15 protein-coding genes are annotated in these 21,739 nt (G+C 72.2%); 8 read left to right on the forward strand and 7 right to left on the reverse strand.

Features of this window, described 5'->3' with window-relative positions; all coding sequences use genetic code 11:
- From IO39_RS46855 to IO39_RS46875, 4 genes are all read right to left on the reverse strand, one after another.
- Positions 1–981 (reverse strand): glycosyltransferase family 2 protein, encoded by a 981-nt coding sequence (locus IO39_RS46855; protein ID WP_052424250.1) that lies wholly within the window; start codon positions 979–981, stop codon positions 1–3.
- A 25-nt stretch (positions 982–1,006) separates the two neighbouring features.
- Complete coding sequence (locus IO39_RS53900; protein WP_084774666.1) at positions 1,007–3,049, reverse strand: N-acetylneuraminate synthase family protein; 2,043 nt, start codon at positions 3,047–3,049, stop codon at positions 1,007–1,009.
- A 73-nt stretch (positions 3,050–3,122) separates the two neighbouring features.
- The gene (locus IO39_RS46870) at positions 3,123–3,806 is read right to left on the reverse strand and encodes a response regulator (RefSeq protein WP_043639363.1); all 684 of its coding nucleotides are present in this window, start codon (positions 3,804–3,806) and stop codon (positions 3,123–3,125) included.
- Positions 3,803–5,296 carry a sensor histidine kinase gene (locus IO39_RS46875; RefSeq protein ID WP_052424251.1) on the reverse strand — a complete coding sequence of 498 codons (1,494 nt, stop codon included), beginning with the start codon at positions 5,294–5,296 and terminating at the stop codon, positions 3,803–3,805. The genes IO39_RS46870 and IO39_RS46875 overlap by 4 nt, the downstream gene beginning before the upstream one ends.
- A 108-nt stretch (positions 5,297–5,404) precedes the next feature.
- On the opposite strand from IO39_RS46875, the gene IO39_RS46880 reads away from it, so the two are divergent.
- Entirely contained in the window at positions 5,405–6,745 is a 1,341-nt protein-coding gene (locus IO39_RS46880) for a cation:dicarboxylate symporter family transporter (RefSeq protein ID WP_043639369.1), read from the forward strand.
- 73 nt (positions 6,746–6,818) lie between these two features.
- Here IO39_RS46880 and IO39_RS46885 read toward each other — a convergent pair whose 3' ends face one another.
- The 3 genes from IO39_RS46885 to IO39_RS46895 form a co-directional block, all read right to left on the reverse strand.
- On the reverse strand, positions 6,819–7,637 hold the full coding sequence (locus tag IO39_RS46885; RefSeq protein ID WP_052424287.1) for an SAM-dependent methyltransferase: 819 nt from the start codon (positions 7,635–7,637) through the stop codon (positions 6,819–6,821).
- Positions 7,638–7,751: 114 nt separating this feature from the next.
- Complete coding sequence (locus IO39_RS46890) at positions 7,752–9,182, reverse strand: HAMP domain-containing sensor histidine kinase (protein WP_043639372.1); 1,431 nt, start codon at positions 9,180–9,182, stop codon at positions 7,752–7,754.
- 136 nt (positions 9,183–9,318) lie between these two features.
- On the reverse strand, positions 9,319–10,812 hold the full coding sequence (locus IO39_RS46895) for a glycoside hydrolase family 13 protein (protein ID WP_043639375.1): 1,494 nt from the start codon (positions 10,810–10,812) through the stop codon (positions 9,319–9,321).
- A gap of 317 nt (positions 10,813–11,129) precedes the next feature.
- On the opposite strand from IO39_RS46895, the gene IO39_RS46900 reads away from it, so the two are divergent.
- The 7 genes from IO39_RS46900 (at position 11,130) to IO39_RS46930 (ending at position 21,729) form a co-directional block, all read left to right on the forward strand.
- Positions 11,130–12,383, forward strand: coding sequence for a sugar ABC transporter substrate-binding protein (locus IO39_RS46900; protein ID WP_245642647.1), 1,254 nt, complete (start codon positions 11,130–11,132; stop codon positions 12,381–12,383).
- A 4-nt stretch (positions 12,384–12,387) separates the two neighbouring features.
- Complete coding sequence (locus tag IO39_RS46905) at positions 12,388–13,956, forward strand: ABC transporter permease subunit (protein ID WP_084774667.1); 1,569 nt, start codon at positions 12,388–12,390, stop codon at positions 13,954–13,956.
- A 2-nt stretch (positions 13,957–13,958) separates the two neighbouring features.
- Entirely contained in the window at positions 13,959–14,792 is an 834-nt protein-coding gene (locus IO39_RS46910; protein ID WP_043639950.1) for a sugar ABC transporter permease, read from the forward strand.
- Positions 14,793–14,798: 6 nt separating this feature from the next.
- Positions 14,799–16,589, forward strand: a complete 1,791-nt coding sequence (locus tag IO39_RS46915) for a glycoside hydrolase family 13 protein (RefSeq protein ID WP_245642648.1) — start codon at positions 14,799–14,801, stop codon at positions 16,587–16,589.
- Between the two features lie 59 nt (positions 16,590–16,648).
- The gene (locus IO39_RS46920; RefSeq protein ID WP_043639382.1) at positions 16,649–17,914 is read left to right on the forward strand and encodes a right-handed parallel beta-helix repeat-containing protein; all 1,266 of its coding nucleotides are present in this window, start codon (positions 16,649–16,651) and stop codon (positions 17,912–17,914) included.
- Between the two features lie 136 nt (positions 17,915–18,050).
- A complete protein-coding gene (locus tag IO39_RS46925) occupies positions 18,051–19,499 on the forward strand; it encodes an ABC transporter substrate-binding protein (RefSeq protein ID WP_043639385.1) in 1,449 nt (482 codons plus the stop codon).
- Positions 19,500–19,509: 10 nt separating this feature from the next.
- Positions 19,510–21,729 carry an AAA family ATPase gene (locus tag IO39_RS46930; protein WP_043639388.1) on the forward strand — a complete coding sequence of 740 codons (2,220 nt, stop codon included), beginning with the start codon at positions 19,510–19,512 and terminating at the stop codon, positions 21,727–21,729.
- Positions 21,730–21,739 lie beyond the last annotated feature (10 nt).

A 21,739-nucleotide genomic window follows, 5' to 3' on the forward strand; every position in this document is an offset into this window, starting at 1 on the left:
TTAGGACTCCTCCCGGTCGCGGCGGACCCGGACGTGCGGGCTGGGGGGCAGGTCGGGCACCAGGGCCCGCAGGGTGGCCTCGCGTTCGGCGGACATCCGCGACACCGACTCCGACACCAGGTCCGGCGGCAGCCCGCGCACCATCTGCGCGCCGCGCTCCTCGAAGCGGGCGCGCAGCGCCGGCGTGAGCCGCTCGCCGATCTCCAGGTGGTGGGCGAGCAGCGCGCAGAAGTTCCGCACCGCCTTGGGCAGGAACTCCGGCTCCAGGTCCTTCATGACCAGCTCGAAGGCGTCGAAGAAGTGCAGCTGGCGCTCATCGCCCACCTGCGTCAGCGAGCCCGGCACCATCCGCCGGTAGAACAGCCCGGCCAGCGACACCACCGCGAACGTGGCGGCCTCCCGGTGCAGCCGCCAGATCCACGGCCGGTCCTCGGCCGTGTGCAGGGAGCCGGGGAAGTGCAGCAGGTCGCGCAGCGAGCGCCGGTAGATCCCGGCCCACGCGTACGGGTAGTCGACCATGGTGCGCACCCCGGCGGGCAGGATCGCGTCGCGGGGGTCGAGCACCGCGCCCCGCCGCGCCAGCGGGGCGCGGTGCACGACCCGCTTGCGGCCCTCGACCTGCACGTGGTCGACGCGGACGAAGTCGCAGCCGAGCCCGTCGATGGCCTCGACCAGGCGTGCCAGGTAGCCGGGGGCGAGCCAGTCGTCGCCGTCCATGAACGTGACGTACCGGCCGGTCGCGGCCGACAGGCCCGTGTTGCGCGCGTCCGCCAGCCCCACCGGGGCGGGGTTGCGCACGACGACCAGCCCGGGCAGCTCACCGATGAAGTCGTCGATGATGTCGCCCGTGGCGTCCACGGACCCGTCGTTCACGACGATGAACTCGAAGTCGGGGCGCGCGTTGCGGGACAGCGAGGTGAGCGCGTCGGCGATGAAGCGCTCGCCGTCCCGCACGGGCACGACGACCGAGAGCGTGATCAAGGGATGTGTCTCCTGGTGGGAACGGTCAGACGGTCACCCGGCGCAGGCGGGCCTTCGGAGCCTCCTCGCCGGGGAAGACGCGCTTGACGCCGTCGCCCATGGCCTGCTCGATGATGCGGATGTCGCGGACGAGGTGCTCGAGCCCGGACGGCTCCAGCGAGGCGGCGTGGTCGGAGCCCCACATGGTGCGGTCGAGCGTGATGTGCCGCTCCACGCACACCGCGCCGAGCGTGACGGCGGCCAGCGAGATCTGCAGGCCGCGCTCGTGCCCGGAGTAGCCGACGGGCACGCCGTAGCGCTCCTTGAGCGTGATGATCGTGCGCAGGTTCGCCTCCTCCGGAGGCAGCGGGTACGTGGACGTGGCGTGCATCATGATGAGCCGGTCGGTGCCCAGGATCTCCACGGCCGCGTCGATCTCCGACAGCGTGGACATGCCGGTCGACAGGATGATCGGCTTGCCGGTGGCGGCCAGGGCGCGCAGCAGCTCGTGGTCGGCCACGCTGGCCGAGGCCACCTTGTGCACCAGGACGTCCATCTCCTCCAGGAACTCCACCGACGGCACGTCCCACGGGGAGGCGAACCAGTGCAGCCCGCGCTCGTCGCAGTACTTCGCGATCTGCGTGTACTCGTCGCGGCCGAACTCGGTGCGCTCCTTGTACTCCAGGTACGTCATCTCGCCCCACGGCGTCTGCCTGATCTGCCCCTTCTGCTCCTCGGGCACGCAGATCGCGGGGGTGCGCTTCTGGAACTTGACCGCCTGGCAGCCCGCCTCGGCCGCCACGTCGATCAGCTTCCTGGCCAGATCGATGTCGCCGTTGTGGTTGATGCCGATCTCGCCGATCACGTACACCGGCTCGCCGTCGCCGACCAGGACGTCGCCGATCGCCACGGGGCCGAGCCTGGGCCGCTCGCGCACCTCGGTGAGGGCGGCGGCCGGCTCGGGCCGGGCGGCCACGACGCGGTCGCACAGCTCGCGCACCGCGCCGGACCCACCGGGTGTGGTCAGCACCACGCGGGCGGCGGCGCGCACCTTCGGGTGCGCCTCGGGCGTGGCGACCGGCCAGCCCACCTCGGCCATCGGGCCCAGGTCGTTGACGTCGTTGCCGACGTAGGCGACGCGCGCCGGGTCGAGGCCCTCGATGGCCAGCCAGTCGCGCAGCACGGTGCGCTTGTCGGCCAGGCCCTGCAGCACGGGCACGCCGAGCTTGCGGGCGCGGGCGGCCACCACCGGGTTCTGCTCGGTGGACATGATCAGCACCTTCACCCCGGAGCGGCGCAGCAGCGACACGCCCATCCCGTCGGAGCGGCTGACCAGCACCATCTCGCGGCCCTCGGAGTCGACGTAGGCGCGGTCGTCGGTGTGCACGCCGTCGAAGTCGGTGATGACGGCGTCCACGTCGATCGGCTCGGGCCGGTCGATGAACGGGGCGAGCGCGCGCACGAGCTCCAGGTCCTCCGGGTTGTCGATCTCGATGGCGTGCCGCGCCGGCACCGGCTGCACGGCGACCTCGCCGAAGAAGCGGTGGCCGTGCTCGCGCAGGCCGGCGGTGCGCATGACGTAGAACGCGCCGTTCTCGCGGTACTCCGGCTCGCGGTCCTGCCGGCGCTGCCGCACGGCCGGGTCGTGGTTGACGCCGGCGCCGGCGGCCGTCCACAGGAACTCGTGCGTGGGCAGCCCGGACACGACCGAGTCGGCCTCGCCGTCCAGCACCTTGCGCACCGCCGCCGACAGGTCCTCGGGGTCGATGAACGCGCTGGTGCACTGGACGAGCACGACGACCTCGGGGTCCTCGCCCAGGGTGTCGAGCGCGTGCAGCACGGCCGACTCGCTGGAGGCCGTGGCGCCGCTCAGCTCCGCGGGGCGCTCCACCACGGTCGCGCCCGCCTGCCTGGCGGTCTCGGCGATCCCGTCGTGGTCGGTGCTGACGACGACCTCGTCGACCAGCTCGGCGCGCAGGCACGCCCGCACCGCCCGGGTGACCAGCGGGACGCCCCCGACCAGGGCGAGGTTCTTCAGGGGTACGCCCGCCGAACCTCCGCGGGCGGGAACTACGGCCAGGACTCGCAAGGTGTGTCTCCTCAGTGCATCGGATTGCACCCAGAAGCTAGAGGGCCGGATTGAACGGCCAGCGTCACCGTCATTAACTTTCCATGGGGATCCGGTAGAGCAACTCTGGCCGGCCCACCCCGCCGTACTGCGGGACACGGACCGCCACCCCCAGCTCCACCAGGTATTCCAGGTAGCGCCGCGCCGTCACGCGGGAGACCCCGATCGTGTCCGCCACCGCCTGCGCCCCCACCCCCTCCGGCCGCTCCCGCAGCCGCGCGGCGACGGTGCCGAGGGTGTCGCGGGCCATGCCTTTGGGCAGCTCCGAGGGGGCCCGCAGGGTGCCCAGGACCCGGTCCACGTCGCCCTGCCCGGCCGCCAGGCCCGACTCCTCCTTGAACCGGGCGTAACGCGCCAGCTTCTCGGCCAGTGTCGCGTACGTGAACGGCTTGAGCAGGTACTGCGAGATGCCCAGGTTCACCGCTGAACGCACCATGGCCAGATCGCGCGCGGAGGTGACCGCGATCACGTCGCACATGAGGCCGCCCGCCCGCACCGCCCGGCACACCTCCAGCCCGTGCATGTCCGGCAGGTAGAGGTCGAGCAGGATGAGGTCCACCGGCCGGCCGCGCAGGAACCGCAGCGCCTCGCCGCCCGACCTGACCACCCCGGCCACCTCGAAGCCGGGCACCCGCTCCACGTAGATGCGGTTGGCCTCGGCGGTGATCTCCTCGTCCTCGACGACCAGCACGGAGATGGCCGCGCCCCGGCCCGTCATCGTCGCCGCTCCGGCACCGGCAGCCGCACCGTGAACACCGAGCCCGCCACCTCGATGGTGCCGCCCAGCCGCCGCACCGCCTGCCCCACCAGCGCCAGGCCCAGCCCGTGCCCGTCGCCCTTGGTGGTCCAGCCCTTCTCGAACGCCGCCGGCCCGGTCAGCCCCGGCCCGTCGTCGGCCACCCTGATCAGCACGCCGTGCTCGTCCGTGCCCAGGTGCACCTCCACCCGGCCGGCCGCGTCGATGGCGTTGTCGATCAGGTTGCCCACGATCGTGACCAGCTCCCGGGCGTCCAGGCCCGGGTCGTCCAGCTCGCTGTCGCGGCTGATCACCAGCTCGCAGCCGCGCTCGGCCGCCTCGGCGCTCTTGCCCAGCAGCAGCGCCGCCAGCACCGGCTCGCGCACCGCGGCCACCACCCGGTCGGTCAGCTCCTGGGCGGCCCGCAACTCCGCCGTGCCCAGCGCCACCGCCTGCTCGGTACGGCCCAGCTCCACCAGCGTGATCACCGTGTGCAGCCGGTTGGCGGCCTCGTGCGCGGCCGAGCGCAGCGAGTCGGCGAAGCCGCGCTCGGCGTCGAGCTCGCCGGTCAGCGCCTGCAGCTCCGTGTGGTCGCGTACGGTGACCACCGTGCCGAGCCTGCTCGCCGCGCTGTTGACGGCCAGCACCCGGTCGCCCACCAGGTGGATGCGCTCCTCGTCGGAGGCCACCACCTCGCCCAGGCCCAGCTCGCCCACGTGCCGCCCCTCGGCGTCGGCGGGCAGGCCGAGCAGCAGCCGGGCCGCGTCGTTGCACAGCGTCAGCGTGCCGTCCCCGCCGATCAGCAGCAGGCCCTCCCTGACGGCGTGCAGGACCGCGTCGTGGTGCTCGTGGATGCGGCCCAGCTCGACCGGGCCCAGCCCGTGCGTCTGGCGGCGCAGCCGGGCCGTGACCAGCCACGTGCCGGCCGCGCCCAGACCGAGCGCGAGCGCCACGATGAGGCCGCCCCAGGCGAGCTGGTCGCGCAGCCTGGCGCTGATCCGGTCGACCGTGATGCCGGCGCTGACCAGCGCCCGCACCCGCCCGCCGGTCATGACCGGCGCGACCGCGCGCTTGGAGGTGCCCAGCGTGCCGGTGTAGGTCTCGGTGAACGTCTCGCCCCGCAACGCCGGCTCGATGTGGCCGAGGAACCGCTTGCCGATCTCGGCCCGGTTCGGGTGGGTGTAGCGGGTGCCGTCCGGTTTCATGATCGTGACGAAGTCGACTCCCGTCGCCGTCCGGACGCGCTCCGCGTACGGTTGCAGCCGCGCGCTGGGATCGCCCCCGGCGAGGGCCGCCAGCACGTCGGGCGAGACCGCCACGCTGACCGCCACGGCCGTGGCCGTGGCCCCCGCCTCCTCGGTGAGCAGCCGGTGCGCCTGGACCAGGGCGAGCACCGCGCCGCCCGCCGCGGTGACGGCGACCACGAGCAACTGCAGGACCAGCATCTGCCCCGCCAGGCTCCAGCGCCGCATGCTCACACCCCTCCGTGTACGAAACTTACGCAATAGTGACCTGCATCACTGGTGAGGCGCATAGTCGCACAACGAAAAGGTCCCTCCAAATGCACGGAGAACCCCCCTATGCGCGATCGCACTCGCTATCTCTATCTGGCCGTCATCGTGGCGGTCCTGCTCGGCATCCTGGTCGGCTTCGTCTGGCCGGACGTCGGCAAGGAGCTCAAACCGCTCGGCACGGGCTTCGTGGCGCTGATCAAGATGGTGATCGGCCCCGTCATCTTCTGCACGATCGTGCTGGGCATCGGCTCGGTCCGCCAGGCGGCCCAGGTCGGCAAGGTCGGCGGGCTCGCGCTCGGCTACTTCATCGTCATGTCCACGGTGGCGCTGGTCATCGGCCTGATCGTGGGCAACGTCATCGACCCCGGCTCCGGCCTGCAGCTCACCGACAGCGCCAGGCAGGCGGCCGAGGCCGAGGCGGCCAAGGGCGCCGAGTCCGGCACGGTCGACTTCCTGCTCGGCATCATCCCCGAGACGGTCGTGTCGGCGCTGACCGACGGCTCCGTGCTGCAGGCGCTGCTCGTCGCGCTGCTCACCGGCTTCGCGCTGCAGGCCATGGGGCCCAAGGGCGCGCCGATCCTGCGCGGCGTGGAGCACTTCCAGCGGCTCGTGTTCCGCATCCTCGCCATGATCATGTGGGCGGCGCCGGTGGGCGCGTTCGGGGCGATCGCGGCCGTCGTGGGCGCCACCGGCATCGAGGCGCTCAAGAGCCTGGCCATCATCATGATCGCCTTCTACGTGACGTGCGCGCTGTTCGTCGGCGTGGTGCTCGGCGCGATCCTGTGGCTGGTCGCCCGGATCAACCTGTGGTCGCTGCTGCGCTACCTGGGCCGCGAGTTCCTGCTCATCCTGTCCACCTCGTCCTCCGAGACCGCCCTGCCGCGGCTCATCGCCAAGATGGAGCACCTGGGCGTGAGCAAGGCCGTGGCCGGCATCACCGTGCCGACCGGCTACTCCTTCAACCTCGACGGCACCGCGATCTACCTGACGATGGCCACCCTGTTCATCGCCACGGCCACCGGGTCGCCGCTGGAGTTCGGGGAGCAGGTGGCGCTGCTGCTGTTCATGATGATCGCCTCCAAGGGCGCGGCGGGCGTCACCGGCGCCGGGCTGGCCACGCTGGCGGGCGGCCTCCAGGCGCACCGGCCCGAGCTGGTGGACGGCGTGGGCCTCATCGTCGGCATCGACCGCTTCATGTCCGAGGCGCGGGCGCTGACGAACTTCGCCGGCAACGCCGTGGCCACCGTGCTCGTCGGCACCTGGACCGGCGGGTTCGACCGGGAGCGCGCGGGCCGGGTGCTGGCCGGGCAGGCGCCGTTCGACGAGGCCACCCTGCTCGACGACGACGATGACCCGCCCGGCGTGGCGGACGCCGCCGCGGGCGTCCCGGCGGCGGCCCGCCACTGATGTGAGGCCATGAGGTCACGGCGGACGTGACGACGGGCCCGGCCGGGCACGCGAGGGCCGGGACGGGCCCGGGTCACGGCTTGCGGCCGATGCCCGCGTACGCCATGCGGGCCAGGTCCTCGTCCACGAAGACCGGGTTGAGCGGGTCGGCGAACGGCCAGACCTGGTGCGGCGGCAGCCCGGTGGCCAGGCCCGGCGGGATGAGCTCGAAGTCGCCGAAGAAGGCGCGGATTTCGGTGCCCGGCCGCGGGGTGAAGTCGGCGTCGGCCTTGCGGTAGAACTCCGTGACCTGGGCGGTCCGCTCGGTGGCGACGTCGTTGGTCACGTGGGAGACGGCCAGGTAGCTGCCGGGCGCGAGCGCGTCACGATAGGCGGCCACGAAGCGCTGCGGCTCGTCCTGGTCGCCGATGAGGTGCAGGACGAACATCATGAGCACCGCCACCGGCCGGTCGAAGTCGAGCAGCTCGCGCACCTCGGGGGCGGACAGGATCTCCTCCGGCCTGCGCACGTCCCCCAGCACCATCGCCACGCGGTCGGGGTCGGCCAGCAGCGCCCTGCCGTGCGCGGCCACCACCGGGTCGCTGTCCACGTAGACCACGCGGGCCTCGGGGGCGTGGCGCAGCGCCACCTCGTGCACGTTCTCCTGGGCCGGCAGGCCGGAGCCCAGGTCGAGGAACTGCGTGACGCCCTGCTCGCACAGGTACCGCACCACGCGCCCGATCAGCGCCCTGTTCTCCCTGGTGCCGTCGCGGACCTCGGGCATCACGCCCAGCACCATGTCGCCGAGGTCACGGTCGGCCTTGAAGTTGTTCTTGCCGCCGAGGAAGTAGTCGTACATCCGCGCCGCGTTGGGAATGTGGGGGTTCACGCCCTGCGGGGCCTGCTCCGTCATGCGCCCCATGATCCACTACCACCGCGAGGGAAATCCACCGAATCGTCCCTTCCGGCGGGCCGTATTCCGGCAAGGCCGGGGTCACACGGCCGGGAGGCGCAGGACGACGCGGGGTCACACGGCCGGGAGGCGCAGGACGAAGCGGGCGCCGCCCGGGAGGTCCTCCACGCTGATGCGGCCGCGGTGCGCCATCGCCACGTCCCGCGCGATCGCCAGGCCCAGCCCGGTGCCGCCCGCGTCGCGGCTGCGGGCGGCGTCGAGGCGGGTGAAGCGCTCGAAGATGCGCTCGCGGTCGGCCTCGGCGATCTCGGCGCCGTCGTTCTCCACGGCCAGCACCGCGACGTCCCCGCCGTCACCGCCGCTCTCCCGTCCGCTCGCGCGGCCGTTCCGTCCCTTCGCGCGGCCGTTCCGTCCGTTCGCGCGGCCGTCCCGGCCGCTCTCCCTGGCGACCGTGACGCGGACGGTGTGCTCGGCGTGCCGCTGGGCGTTGTCCAGCAGGTTGCACAGGACCCTGGCGAGCTGGAGCCGTACGCCCTCCACCACGACCCCTTCGGCCAGGTCCACCCGCACGGGCAGCTTGTCGCTGCGCACGGCCAGCTCTTTGCGCACCAGGTCGGCCAGGTCCACGCGCTCCCTGACGACGTCCACCCGGGAGCCGATCCTGGCCAGCAGCAGCAGGTCGGTGATGATGGCCTCCAGCCGGTCGGTGTCGCGCAGGGCGCTGGTGACCAGCGCCTCCACGTCGGTGTCCGCCGGATAGAGCTGGGCGCTCTCCAGCTGGGCGCGCAGCCCGGCGATGGGGGTGCGCAGCTCGTGGGAGGCGTCGGAGGCGAACTGGCGCTGCTGCTCGGCGGAGCGTTCCAGGCGGGCCAGGGTGCCGTTGACGGAGCGGGCGAGCTGGGCCACCTCGTCGTCGCCCGGCGGCTGGGTGACGCGGTGGCTGAGGTCGCCGGCGTGTACGGCGTCCAGCTCGGCGCGCATGGTCGCCACCGGCCGCAGCGCCCGCCCGGTGACCAGCCAGGTGGCGGCCGCCGCCAGCCCGATGAGCAGCGCGACCTCCGCGATCACGACGGCTTCGAGGGTGCGCGTGCGCAGCACGCCGGGGGTGCTGCGGCCGGCGTAGACGATGGGGGAGCCGGCGTGCATGCTGACGCGTACCGCCGACAGGTGGACGCACTCGGTCGGCAGGCAGTTCGTGGTGTTGACGACCCGGTTCTCCGCGCTCGGGCGCACGTCGCTGAGCGGCGGCAGGTTCCGGGCCGCGTCGCTCGTGGACAGCAGCCGCCCGTCGGACCCGACCACCTGGATCAGGTCCACGGACGGGTTGGGCACCGGCACGGTGGAGCCCATGGGCAGCGCGCCCCCGCGCATCTCGAACGCGACCCGCTCGGCCGTGTCGCGCGTCTGGGCGAACACGGCCGAGGCGACCACGGACCTGGTCAGGATCACCCCGACGATGGCCACGGGGATGAGCACGAGGGCCGCAACGGCCGTCGCGATGAGGGTGACGCGTCCCCGCAGGGACCTGGCCCACCAGGGTGCCATCCCACGAGGCTACCGAGCGTGATCACTGACAATTGCCGCGTAAGGGGAAAGGTTTCCCCAATGGTCAGCGCTGGAGCCAGGCGGGAGGGTTTCCGCCGTCAGACGGTCGGGCCGGCCCGGAAGGTCTCCTCCATCGTCAGCGCTGGAGCCAGACGGTCGTGTCGGGCGGGACGGTGCCGTCGTCCGGCAGCGGGCCGCTGGCCAGCAGCACCTCGCCCGTCACGCCGGGGCGCACCGGCTGCTCGCCGGTGTTGAGCACCACGACCAGCCCGGGGTCGCGCTCGAAGGCCAGCACGTCCTTCGGCGTGTCGAGCCAGCTCAGCGTGCCGCCGCCGAGCGCGGGGTGGCGCCTGCGCAGCCTGAGCGCGGCCCGGTAGAAGTTGAGCGTGGAGCCGGGGTCGTCCTCCTGGGCCTCGGCCGACAGCGCCGCCCAGCCGGCCGGGATCGGCAGCCACGGGTCGCGCCAGCCGAGGTCGCCGGAGGAGGTCCAGGGCAGCGGCACCCGGCAGCCGTCGCGGCTCTCGCCGCGGCGCCGGAACGCCGGGTCCTGGCGCAGCTCGTCCGGCAGGTCGAGCACCTCGGGCAGGCCCAGCTCCTCGCCGTTGTAGAGGTAGGCCGAGCCGGGCAGGGCCAGCATGAGCAGGGTGGCGGCGCGGGCGCGGGCCAGGCCGCCGTGCCGGGTGACGTGGCGCGGCTTGTCGTGGTTGGACAGCACCCACGTGGTGGGCGCGCCGACCAGGTCGGCCTCCTTCAGCGACTTCTCGATCACGGTACGGAACGACTTGGCGTGGAAGTCGGCCATCATGAACTCGAAGTTGAACGCCTGGTGCAGCTCGTCCGGCCCCACGTAGCGGGCCAGCCGCTCGGGCGAGGAGACCCACGCCTCGGCGACGGCCATGCGCCCGCCGGGGTAGGAGTCGAGGATCGGCCGCCACTCGCGGTAGATGTCGTGCACCCCGTCCTGGTCGAAGTACGGCACCTGCTCGTCGCCCAGCATCTCGGCCTGCGGCCCGTCCTTCCGCCCGACGTCCGGCAGCCCCTCGGCCTTGACCATGCCGTGCGCCACGTCCACCCGGAAGCCGTCCACGCCCCGGTCGAGCCAGAAGCGCAGGATGTCGCGGAACTCGGCGCGCACCTCGGGGTTGTCCCAGTTGAGGTCGGGCTGCTCGGGCGCGAACAGGTGCAGGTACCACTGCCCGTCCTCGACCTGGGTCCAGGCGGGGCCGCCGAAGATGGACTCCCAGTCGTTGGGCCGGTCGCGGAAGACGTACCGGTCGCGCAGGCCGGCCTGGAACCAGGGATGCCGGTCGGAGGAGTGGTTGGGCACCAGGTCCACGATGACCCTGATGCCCTTGGCGTGGGCGTCGCCGACGAGCGCGTCGAAGTCGGCCAGCGTGCCGAACATCGGGTCCACGTCGCGGTAGTCGGCCACGTCGTAGCCGCCGTCGGCCATGGGGGAGGTGTAGAAGGGGCTCAGCCAGATGGCGTCCACGCCCAGCTCGGCCAGGTAGTCCAGGCGGCGGCGCACGCCTTCCAGGTCGCCCGTGCCGTCGCCGTTGGCGTCGGCGAAGCTGCGCGGGTACACCTGGTACACGACGGCATCACGCCACCAGTCGTCATTGCCGAGCATGGTTGTCCTTCCCCCGGATGACCCGAGATGTCGGGTGATGGTCTGATCAACGATGTCGCGATCACCTGTGGACGGTCAAGTGCAAGTTTCGGAAACTTGCAGAGGGCCTCCATCTCGTTGGTCGAGGGTACCCGGCAGGTCGAAAGCGCGGAACGGGTGTGCATCCGGTAACGCTCTTGCGCAAGTTCTTCCAATTCTTGCAAAGAGCCGCTAACGTCCCGGAAACGTTCGAGCTTTCTCCTTCGACGGTGGCGCGTGCGGCGCCGCCGTTCCTCCGTGACCTCGGGAGGTCCCCCATGCGCATGCGGGCTCTGGGTGTGGCAACACTCGCGACCCTGGCGTTCGCCGCGACGGCGTGCGGTAGTTCCCAGTCGGCCTCTCCGGCGGCGTCCAGCGCGCCGGCCTCGGGCTCCGCCTCCGCCCCGGCCGCGGGCGGCACGCTGGTGATCTGGGCCGACCCCATGCGGGTCAAGCCGCTGCAGCCCTTCGCCGAGCAGTTCGGCACCGAGAACGGCGTGACCGTCGAGGTGAAGGAGATCAGCAAGGACAACCAGATGACGTTCCTGACCGCCTCCCAGCAGGGCAGCGGGCCGGACGTCATGATCGGCGCGCACGACTGGATCGGCAACCTGGTGCAGAACGGCGCCATCGACCCGGTCACGCTCACCGAGGAGCAGAAGGCGGCCTTCTCCGCCAAGGCGATCCAGGCGGTGACGTTCAACGGGCAGATCTACGGCGCGCCGTACGCGGTGGAGAACATCGCCCTGATCCGCAACACCGACCTCGCCCCCGACGCGCCGGCCAGCATCGAGGAGATGCTGGACAAGGGCAAGGAGCTGAAGAAGGCCGGCAAGGTCAAGGAGGTGCTCTGCATCCCCGTCGGCCAGAAGGGCGACGCCTTCCACGTCTACCCGATCTTCGCCTCCGGCGGCGGCGCGCTGTTCGGCACCACGCCGGCCGGCGACCCCGACCCCAAGCAGGTGCTGCTCGGCTCGGAGGAGTCGGTCAAGGCGTTCGGCAAGCTCAAGGACCTCGGCGAGAAGGGCGACGGCGCGCTGCGCACCTCGCTGACCAACGAGAACTACATCGTCAACTTCGCCGGCGGCAAGTGCGCCTACCTCGTCTCCGGCCCGTGGGCGATCAGCGAGGTCAAGAAGGGCGGCGTCACGTACGACATCAGCGCCGTCCCGTCGTTCAAGGACGGCAAGCCCGCCACCCCGTTCGTCGGCGTGCAGAGCTTCTTCGTCGCCTCCAAGGGCAAGAACAAGGCCCTGGCCCAGGAGTTCGTCGCCAACTACGTGACCAACAAGGACGTCGCCAAGGCCCTGTACGAGGCCGACCCGCGGCCCCCGGCGCTGACCGCCGCGCTGCAGGAGGTCCAGGCCGCCGACCCCGACGCCGCCAAGTTCATGGAGGCCGGCAAGGAGGGCATGCCGATGCCCGCCATCCCCGAGATGGCCGCCATCTGGGAGCCGTTCGGCATCGCGGAGACGGCCGTGGTCAAGGGCGGCGACCCGGCCGAGGCCGCCGCGGCGGCCCAGAAGGCCATCGACGGCTCGCTCAAGAACTGACGACATGGCTGTGGACGTGCGTGAGGCCGCCCGGGCGCAGGGGCCGGGGCGGCCCCGCCGGGAGATCACCACGGCGTTCGTGGTGAGCAGGATCGCGGTGCTCGCCGTGGCGGCCGCGATCCTGCTCTACGCCGTGCCGCCGCTCATCGCCGCCGGGTCGTGGGTGCCGCTGGGGGTGCTGGCCGCCGCGAGCGCCGCCATCGCCTACCTCTACCTGACCCGCCGGTTCGTCGCCGCGAAATATCTCATCCCCGGCACCGTCTTCCTGCTGGCCTTCCAGGTGTTCCCGGTGGTCTACACGGTCACCACCGCGTTCACCAACTTCGGCGACGGGCACCGCGGCGACAAGGCCGCCGCCGTCGAGGCCATCCAGACCGGCTCGGTCCGGCAGGCGCCGGGCTCGCCCGAGTACACGATGACCGCGGCGCTGCGCGGCGAGGAGCTGGTGTTCCTGCTGGTGGACCCGGCGACCAAGCAGGTCTCGCTGGGCAGCGCCGAGGGGCTGTCCCGGCTGGACGGCGCCCGCCTCGGCGCGACCGGCAAGGTGCTGAGCGCGCCCGGCGTGAGCGTGCTCACCGCGCCGCAGGCCGCCGCCCGCGGGCAGGAGATCTCCGCGCTGGCCGTGCCGACCGCCGGCGGCCTGATCAAGGCGAACGGGCTCAGCCGCGCGGTCGAGGGCAAGGCCACCCTGGTGTACGACGCCGCCTGCGACTGCGTGCGCGGCAACGGCGACACCTGGACGGCCGACGAGAGCCAGGGCTACTTCGTCAACGCCAGGGGCGAGCACCTGGCGCAGGGCTGGCAGGTCAACGTCGGCCTGGACAACTTCCTGCGCGTGCTGACCAACCCCACGATCTCCGGATATTTCGCCGGAGTGCTGGGCTGGAACCTCGTCTTCGCCCTCGCCTCCGTGCTCGGCTGCTTCGCGCTCGGCATGTCGGCGGCCCTGGCGCTGCACCATCCACGCATGCGCGGCACGCGCGTCTACCGGATCGTGCTGATCCTGCCGTACGCGATGCCCGCCTTCGCCATGCTGCTGGTCTGGCGCGACATGTTCAACCGCGACTTCGGCCTGATCAACCAGCTGCTCGGCACCGAGATCGACTGGCTCGGCGGCACGATGACCGCCCGCTTCGGCGTCATCCTGGTCAACCTCTGGCTCGGCTTCCCGTACATGTTCCTCGTCACCACCGGCGCGCTGCAGGCCATCCCGCGCGAGCTGACCGAGGCCGCCGCCATCGACGGGGCCACGCCGTGGCGGGCCTTCCGCCGGGTGACGCTGCCGCTGCTGCTGGTGGCGCTCACGCCGCTGCTGATCTCGGCGTTCGCCTTCAACTTCAACAACTACAACGCCATCGCCCTGACCACCGAGGGCGGCCCGTTCCCCGCCGACAGCCCGCAGGTGGGCGGCACCGACCTGCTCATCACCTACACCTTCAGGCTGGCGTTCGGCGCGGGCGGCGCGCAGTTCGGCTTCGCGGCGGCGATCTCGGTGTTCATCTTCGCCATCGTGGCCGTCATCTCGGCCGTGGCGTTCCGGCGGAGCCGCAAGCAGGAGGAGATCTACGCGTGAAGATGGCTCTGCGGCACGTCTTCGTGCTGCTCGTGTGCGCGTTCGCGGTGTTCCCGATCCTGTTCGTGGTCTCGGCCGCGATCAACCCGATGGGCACGCTCGCCTCCACCGACCTGCTGCCCACCGGCGCGAGCCTGGGCAACGTCGCCGACCTGCTGACCTCCGACACGTACCCGTTCGCCCGGTGGTTCTTCAACTCGGTGTTCATCGCGCTGGTGTCGTCGTTCGCGGCCCTGCTGCTGTCGATGTTCGCCGCGTACGCCTTCAGCCGCATGCGCTTCGCCGGCCGCCGGGTCGGCATGCTGGCGCTGCTGCTCATCCAGATGTTCCCGCAGTTCCTCGCCATCGTGACGATCTTCATGATCTTCACCGAGGTGACCGAGCTCTACCCGGCCTTCGGCTTCAACACCGTCTGGGGCCTGCTGCTGCTCTACCTCGGCGGCGCGCTCGGCGTGAACACCTGGCTGATGAAGGGCTTCCTCGACACCGTGCCCAAGGAGCTGGACGAGGCCGCCACCATGGACGGCGCCACCCACGCCCAGATCTTCTGGCGGGTCATCATGCCCCTGGTCACCCCGATCCTCGCGGTCACCGCGCTGCTGGCCTTCATCGGCACCATGAGCGAGTTCCTCATGGCCAACGTGTTCCTGCGCGACCCCGAGAGCAAGACCCTCGCCGTCGGCATGTACGGCATGATCGCCGGCGACCACCGCAACGCCAACTTCGGCATGTTCGCCTCGGCCACGCTCATTACCGCGATTCCGACCGTGGGCGTGTTCCTCTGGCTGCAGAAGTACATCGTCTCCGGCCTGACCGCCGGAGCTGTCAAGGGATAAGGTGCAGTGCTGCGTTTTCTGGGGGAGCCGCATCACGACGGCTCGGCTCTGTACGTCTCCGACCAGCGGCCCGGGCTCGGCTCGCGGGTCACGCTCTGGCTGCGGGCGCCGCTGGCCGCCGGCGTCACCGCCGTGCACGTGCGCGCCGTCCACGACGGCGAGCCGCGCTACGTCGAGGCGTCCGTGGACCGCTCGCGCCGCGACGCGGGCGGATACGGCGCCACCGACGTCTGGTGGCGGGCCGAGATCACCGCGGTCAACCCCGTCACCCCCTACCGCTTCCTGCTCCACACCGGGAGCGGCCGCTCGTGGCTGACGGCGGCGGGCCCGGTGGGCCACGACCCCACCGACGCCGGCGACTTCCGCCTGGTCTGCCACCAGGCCCCGCCGGAGTGGATGTCGGACGCGATCGTCTACCAGATCTTCCCCGACCGCTACGACCGCTCCGGCCCCGCCCCGGCACCGGACGACCTGCCCGACTGGGCGCTGCCGCGCGACTGGGACCGCGACCCCGTCATCCCCCACGGCCCGGGCACCTCCGAGCAGTTCTACGGCGGCGACCTCGACGGCATCGCCGGCCGGCTCGACCACATCCAGAGCCTCGGCGCGGACACCGTCTACCTGACGCCGATCTTCCCGGCCCGCTCCAACCACCGCTACAACGCCTCCACCTTCGAGCACGTCGATCCGCTGCTCGGCGGCGACGCGGCCCTGCACCGCCTGTCCGGCGCGGTGCACGCGCGCGGCATGCGGCTGCTCGGCGACATCACCACCAACCACTGCGGCGACACGCACGAATGGTTCACCGCCGCCGTCTCCGACGTGAACGCGCCGGAGCGGGAGATGTTCTACTTCGACCCGGAGACCGGCGACTACGAGTCCTGGTGGGGCTACAAGACGCTGCCCAAGCTCAACTGGGGCAGCGAGCTGGTGCGCACCAGGATGACGGCCGTGCTGAAGCGGTGGCTCGGCCCGTTCGACGGCTGGCGGGTGGACGTGGCCAACATGACCGGCAGGCGCGCGGCCGACGACTACGCCCACGAGGTCGCCGCGCTGCTGCGGGCCGGGCTGGGCCCCGAGGCCGCGCTCATCGCCGAGCACAACCACGACGCCTCGCACGACCTCGACCGCGACGGCTGGCAGGGCACCATGAACTACGGCGGCTTCACCCGGCCCGTCTGGGCCTGGCTGCGCGGCCCGGAGCTGGACCTGGAGCACTTCATGGGCGTGCCGGGCGGCGTGCCCGAGCGCGACGGCCTGGCCACCCTGGCCACCTTCCGGGCGTTCGCCTCCCAGATGTCGTGGCGCTCGCTCGTGCACTCCTGGCAGCTGCTCGACTCCCACGACTCGCCCCGCATCCGCACCGTCACCGGCTCGCGCGAGCGCCACCTGCTCGCCCTCGGCCTCCAGGCCACGCTGCCGGGCACGCCGATGGTGTTCGCCGGCAGCGAGTACGGCCTGACCGGCGTGAACGGCGAGCACTCCCGCACCCCGATGCCCTGGAACCGGCCCGCCGACCAGGACCTGGAGACGCTGGCCGGCTACCGCGAGCTGCTCGGGCTGCGCCGGGCCGAGCCCGCGCTGCGTCACGGCGGGCTGCGCTGGCTGCACGCCGACGCCGACTGCCTGGTGTTCGCGCGCGAGACGTACGAGGAGTCGATCCTCGTGTGCGTGCGCCGCGCGCCGGGCCGGCCGCTGGCCATCGGCGCGCACGCCACCGGCCTCCACAACGCCGCCGACGGGGACGTCATCCCGGGCGAAGGACCTTCACTGCGTATGTGGCGCCTCACGCGCTGATCACGCTACGGTGGCCTCTGCTGACCCTCCTGCCCCGACCCAGATAGTGGTGTGCTCGTATGAGGTTGCTCTCCGTAGCCGTCCTGGCCACGCTCGTGCCTGCCGTGCTGCCGTCCGAGGCCGTCGCCCGCACAGGAGCCCGCGCGGGCACGACCTACTACGTCGACTCGCGCGCCGGTGACGACGCGGCGGCCGGCACCAGCGCCGCCACCGCCTGGAAGTCGCTGGAGCAGCTCGCCACCGCGGAGCTCAAGCCCGGCGACACGGTGGCCGTCAAGCGCGGCAGCAGCTTCACCGGGCCGCTCACGCTGGAGACCGACGGCACCGCCGCCCGGCCCATCAGCATCACGGCCTACGGCAGCGGCCCGCTGGCCAGGATCAGCGGCGCCGAGACCGACTGCGTGGTCGTCAAGGGCGACCACTGGCGCATCAGCGGGCTGCACGCCTCCAACTGCCGCTGGGCCGGGTTCGAGATCGGCGGCGACCACAACGAGCTGAAGGGCGTGCGGGCCGACCGCAACATCGCCGGCGTCCACGTCACGCCCTCCGGCTCGCACAACACCATCCGCGACAGCGTGCTGAGCGACAACAACCGGATGAGTGTCAACGACGCGGGCCACGACAACGACTCCGGCGCGTTCGGGGTGCTGCTCAACGGCGACGACAACGTGGTGACCGGCAACACCATCACCGGCAGCTCCGCCAGGAGCAAGGACTACGGCCACGACGGGGCCGCCATCGAGATCTTCAACGGCGACCGCAACCGGATCGTCCGCAACGTCGCCAGGGACAACGTGACCTTCACCGAACTCGGCGCCCAGGACGGCAAGACCGCCACCGGCAACGTCTTCGCCTTCAACGTGGTCACCTCCACCCGCGCCCGGGGCTCCTTCCTCGTCACCCGCGGCCCCCGCCACATCGTCGGCCCCGTCAAGGGCACGATCGCGGTGCACAACTCGGTCTACCTCCCGGGCAAGGCCACGATCGGCTGGTCCTGCCACGACGGCTGCTCCCCGTCGATCCTCAAGCTGCGCAACAACGTCATCGCCGTCGGCGGCGAGGCCGGCTGGGAGGACGGCGCGGGCGCCGACGACGCGGGCAGCGTCTACCTGGGCCGCACCAAACGGTTCAAGCTGGGCCCGAAGTCGGTCGTGGCCGACCCCCGGTTCGTCTCCCGCACCGACCTGCGGCTGCGCCCGGGCTCCCCGGCCCTCGGCCGCGGCGTGCCGCTCACCCCCAGGTGGTACGGCGGCAAGGCCTTCGCCAAGGACGCCAGGGGCAAGGCCCTGTCCGGCACGCCGGACGCGGGAGCCTACCAGCACTAGAGGCCACCGAAGAAAGGCGGGAACGGCAACTCCGTTTCCGCCTTTTTCGTGTGCGCGAGGGGCGAGAATAATTGCACACGGCCCCAATGCCCCCCGGGGGATGACGATGAAACACAAATGGCCCATTGTGGGAATAGTGGCGCTCGTCGTCGGCGTGGTGATCTTCGGTGGCTGGCGGATTCACGACAACGCCCGGTCGGTCTGGTGGAGCGGCGACCCGCACCAGGAGCTGCTCGGCATCAGCCACGGCGGCACGTTCTTCAACGACCCCGCCGCCGCGGGCAAGGGCCAGGCGGTGGTCATGGAGCGGATCAACCGCATCCAGACCAAGATCCAGCAGGAGAACGACCGCGTCGCCGAGGACGGCGGCCCCTACGTCAAGGTCGTCCTGCTGATGCCGCTCACCGTCTCCGCCGGCGCGCCGTCGGCCATCACCCTGCACCAGATCGAGCACGCGCTGCAGGGCATCTACACCGCGCTGATCAGGGCCAACACCACGACCGTCTACGGCGACCACAACAAGCTCGGGCTGCAACTGCTCCTGGCCAACCAGGGCAGCAGGCAGAGCTCCGGCGAGCGGCTGCTGCGCAAGGTGCTGGAGGTCTCGGAGGAGGAGCATCCGCTGGTGGGCGTGATCGGGCTCGGCTCCAGCGTGGCCGGCACCGAGACGGTCGTGCGCAGGCTCGGCGCCGAGGGCATCCCGATGGTCAGCGCCATCACCTCCGCCGACACCCTGACCGGCCTGCCCAATTTCTGGAGCGTCTCGCCCAGTAATGTCCAGTATTCTCGCGCGTTGCGGCATTACCTCGACGCCCGGAAGTCCCTCAAATCGGCGATCGCGGTCTACGACCGCAATCCCGACCCCTACACCAATTCCCTTTTCACCGCCTACCAGCAGGAGCTGCGGACCTATCTGAAATTTCCCGACCTGTCATATGTGGGCGCCACCATCGACCGGGTGGGCACCCCCAACCTGTTCGCCACGGTGGTCACGAACCTCTGCGTCGCCGTCAACTCCGACGACCACCCGCTCGACACCGTCCTGTACGCCGGCCGCGGCGCGGACTTCGAGCACTTCGCCCGGGCGCTGAAGGACCGGCCGTGCCGCAGCGAACCGCTGACCGTGCTGGCCGCGGCGACCGGGTTCGCCTCCACCACCGACCTCCTTCCCGTGCTGGAGCAGGCCAACGTGAAGGTCGTCTACGCCACCTCCGCCGACTCCGAGTCCTGGCGGGGCGCGACGGCCGGGCGGCCCGGCGGCTTCCCGGAGTTCGCCGCCGCCCACCAGGGGCACGGCTTCCCGCCGGCGGACCTCAGGGACGGCATGGCCATCGCGCACCACGACGCGCTGGCCGTGCTGGCCGCCGCCGCCAGGCTGGGGCCCGCGGTGCCCACCCCGGCCGACATCCCGCCGGCCATCGAGAACCTCGTGCTCGCCTACGCCGTACGCGGGGCGTCGGGCGATCTCAGCTTCCCCAAGGAGGAGAACGGCAGGGCGGTGGACCGGATGATCCCCATCAAGCAGCTCGGCACGGACGTCGTGCAGGACATGCCGGCCGGTTTCACGCCGTACTGGGTCACGTGAGGAGCCCCTCATGACCGGACCTCCTGCCCCTGGCCCGCTGCCCGAGACCGGCCCGCCGTCCGAGACCGGCCCGCCGTCCGAGACCGGCCCGCCGTCCGAGACCGGCCCGCCGTCCGAGGCCGGCCCGCGGCCCGGGGCGGCGGCGGGGCAGGGGCGCCGGCACGAGGGGCTGTTCGCCGAGGCGCGCGAGGCGGCGATCGCGGCGGTCCTCAAGGAGGCGGCGGCCGCGGCCACCGCGGCGCCCGAGCGGCTCGCGCTGCCCTCCGCCGGCCAGTTGCGCGCCATCCTGGACCAGGAGCGCGACTCCCTCATGGACGGCCTCGGCGACGGCTACCGCGCCGACTACGAGAGGGTGGCCGCCCGGGTGCCGGCCGGCGGGCCGTGGCCGCTCCTGCTCCGCGCCGTCGTGCCGGCCGCCTGCGGCGCGGCCACGATCGCCGCCTGCGTGCTCTACGGCCTGGCCACCACGGGCCAGGCGGGGACGACCGCCGGCGGGTCCCCGCTGCCCGGCGCGGGCATCGCGCTGCTCGTGCTGGTGCTGGCCGGGCTGCTGGTGTTCGCGGCGGCGTGGCTGCTGTCCCCGCCCGACGCCGAGCGCGGCAGCCCGCCCGACGCCGCCTTCCTGGCCGCGGCCGCGCTCGTGGCGCTGGTCACCACCGGCGGCCTGGCGTTCCTCGCCGCGCAGCAGGGCGGCTGGACGGCGGCGGTGGCGGTGGCGGCGGGCGGGGCGTGGGCGGCGGCGTTCGCGCCCCCCGTGCGCGTGTGGTGGTTGTCGCTGGCCCATCCCGGCGCCGCGGAGAAGGACCGGCAGGAGCTGCGGAACCTGCGCCAGGCATGGTGCGCGAAGCTGGAGGAGAGCATGCGCAAGGTGCTGCGCCCGCACGTCCAGGCCGCGGCCGAGCGCTCGGTCTCGGTCCGGCTGGCGGTCCAGCGCACGCTGAGCCTGAAGCGGGCCCGCGGCGAGGGCCACGTCAGGACACCCGCCGACGAGCGGCTGGAGGTCGTGTCGCGCGGCATGGACGACGGCAGCATCGCGCTGTCCGGGCCGCGCGGGGTGGGCAAGACCGAGCTGCTGACGGCCTACTGCCGCGGCGGCGAGCGGCTGAGCGTCATCGTGGACGCGCCCGTCCTGTACGACCGGCGCGACTTCGCGCTGCACCTGTTCGCCGAGGTGTGCAAGCTGGTGATCCGCGAGGGCCCGCGCTCCCTGCGCCGGCCGGCGGGCCAGCGCCTGCACCGGATCTGGTACCTGCAGTCGCACGCCACCGAGGCCACCCTCAGCGTGCCCGTCGTGGGCCTGTCGCTCATGCGCGGCAGGAACCGCTCCCGCCAGCCGCTCAGCTATCCCGAGATCGTGCACGAGCTGAAGGAGTTCCTGCGGCGGGTGGGGGCGGCGCTCGACGGCGGCGGCGGCCAGCTCGTGATCGGCATCGACGAGCTCGACCGGATCCAGCCCGCCACCGCGGCCCAGGACTTCCTCAACGAGCTGAAGGTCATCTTCGACGTGCCCGGCTGCCTGTTCGTGCTGTCGGTGTCGGACGAGGCGCTGCGCGCGGCCGACCTGGCGCCGGTGGGCGGGCGCGACGTCTTCGACAGCGCCATCGACGAGGTCGTCAGGGTCGAGCCGCTGGGCCAGGAGGACGCGGCCCGGCTGCTGGACTCCCGGGTGATCGGGCTGCCGATGGCCTTCACCGCGCTGTTCAACGCGCTGGCCGGCGGCATCCCGCGCGACCTGCTGCGCATCGCCAGGGCCGCGATCCTCTTCGCCGTCCGGCCCCGTACCGACCGGCCGGACGGCGACCGCTCCCACGACGACCGGCCCCACGAAGCCCGGCCGGAGGCGGAGGAGCTGCCCGACACCGCGCGCCGGCTGGTGGCCAGGGAGCTGCACCGGCTGGCCGGCACCGGTGACAGCCGGGTGCCGCCGGAGGCGGTCGAGCTGGCGGAGCCCGACATCCGGTACGGACGGCTGCGCGAGCTGGGGGAGCGGACCTCCGACCTGACCATCGCCAACCGGCTGTACTTCCTCGACACGATCCTCGGCGTCTTCTCCGGGGAGCTGGACGGCGAGCGGGTCAGGGCCGCCATGACCGAGCGCTCCTTCACCGCGCTGGCCAGGACCGGCAGCCGCATCGGCACCGCCGACCACCAGGCCAGGATCTCGTTGTGCCGGATCAGGGAGCACTGGGGCCTGCACCCGATCCCCCCGCCCGCCGGCCCGACGCCCTAAGGTGAAGGCT

The sequence above is a fragment of the Nonomuraea candida genome, assembly GCF_000725485.1.
GTDB classification, from domain to species: domain Bacteria; phylum Actinomycetota; class Actinomycetes; order Streptosporangiales; family Streptosporangiaceae; genus Nonomuraea; species Nonomuraea candida.

Coding starts and splice junctions, on each gene's coding strand:
- IO39_RS46930 (WP_043639388.1), top strand. CDS start 19,510: ATGACCGGACCTCCTGCCCCTGGCCCGCTGCCCGAGACCGGCCCGCCG.
- IO39_RS46895 (WP_043639375.1), bottom strand. CDS start 10,812: ATGCTCGGCAATGACGACTGGTGGCGTGATGCCGTCGTGTACCAGGTG.
- IO39_RS46880 (WP_043639369.1), top strand. CDS start 5,405: ATGCGCGATCGCACTCGCTATCTCTATCTGGCCGTCATCGTGGCGGTC.
- IO39_RS46905 (WP_084774667.1), top strand. CDS start 12,388: ATGGCTGTGGACGTGCGTGAGGCCGCCCGGGCGCAGGGGCCGGGGCGG.
- IO39_RS46920 (WP_043639382.1), top strand. CDS start 16,649: ATGAGGTTGCTCTCCGTAGCCGTCCTGGCCACGCTCGTGCCTGCCGTG.
- IO39_RS46875 (WP_052424251.1), bottom strand. CDS start 5,296: ATGCGGCGCTGGAGCCTGGCGGGGCAGATGCTGGTCCTGCAGTTGCTC.
- IO39_RS46910 (WP_043639950.1), top strand. CDS start 13,959: ATGGCTCTGCGGCACGTCTTCGTGCTGCTCGTGTGCGCGTTCGCGGTG.
- IO39_RS46870 (WP_043639363.1), bottom strand. CDS start 3,806: ATGACGGGCCGGGGCGCGGCCATCTCCGTGCTGGTCGTCGAGGACGAG.
- IO39_RS46885 (WP_052424287.1), bottom strand. CDS start 7,637: ATGACGGAGCAGGCCCCGCAGGGCGTGAACCCCCACATTCCCAACGCG.
- IO39_RS46890 (WP_043639372.1), bottom strand. CDS start 9,182: ATGGCACCCTGGTGGGCCAGGTCCCTGCGGGGACGCGTCACCCTCATC.